General features: G+C 29.2%; 1 protein-coding gene. It reads left to right on the forward strand.

Annotated elements, in window-relative coordinates; all coding sequences use genetic code 11:
* Positions 1-442: SH3 domain-containing protein (locus tag OU788_RS12490; protein ID WP_274635464.1), on the forward strand; the 442-nt coding region annotated here is incomplete at its 5' end.
* Positions 443-768: the final 326 nt, after the last annotated feature.

A 768-nucleotide genomic window follows, 5' to 3' on the forward strand; every position in this document is an offset into this window, starting at 1 on the left:
ATTAGTATTAAGTGTTTTTACAGAAGAATTTCCTACTTACCAATTAATAAAGTTAGAAGATAGTGGAGATGTACTTTTTTTAGGAGACTTTACTATGTCTATTGATAATTTTGAAAAAATATATGGAGAAAAAGAGGTTAGTTACTTTATTACAACTGATAAAAAAGGAGAGATCTTACTACATTCTAAAGGTTCAAAAGGAAAGTTATTAGGGAGGTATGATGAAAAGGTTAATAATAATCCCATAGAAACTCTTGAAAAAACAACTCCTAAGGTAGACACTTATTTGAATATTAGGAGTAGTAAGGATCTAAGTACTTCAGAAGTAGTAGGAATGATACCCAAGGGAAAAGAATTTTTTATATTGAATACTTTTGATAAATGGTCTTTAGTTTATTTTGAAGGTGTTTATGGGTATGTCAATAATGAGTTTGTAAGGTAGAAATTATAGATTTTAGTACTCACTTTTTTAAGTGCCTCTAAAGAGTTTATAATAAAGTCTACAAAACCTAATGGTAATGTTTCAAATTAATAGCTAAAAAACTAGTGTTGTAGAAACGTATGTAAGCAGATTTACAGAGCAAAATAAAAAGAACATATCAAATGCCGAAGATTTTAGAAACTTTGCAATAGATGCAGTTACACTATCACCTAAGGATGAGAAAGATCAGAAAAAATACAGAGAAGCTCTAAATAAAACAACAGATAAAAAAACGAAGCTGTTTATGGTTGTAGATGCAGAACCAGTAGGAGCTTCTTGGAAAGAAG

This window comes from Tenacibaculum sp. L6 (assembly GCF_028823685.1).
In the GTDB taxonomy this organism is placed as follows: Bacteria; Bacteroidota; Bacteroidia; order Flavobacteriales; family Flavobacteriaceae; genus Polaribacter.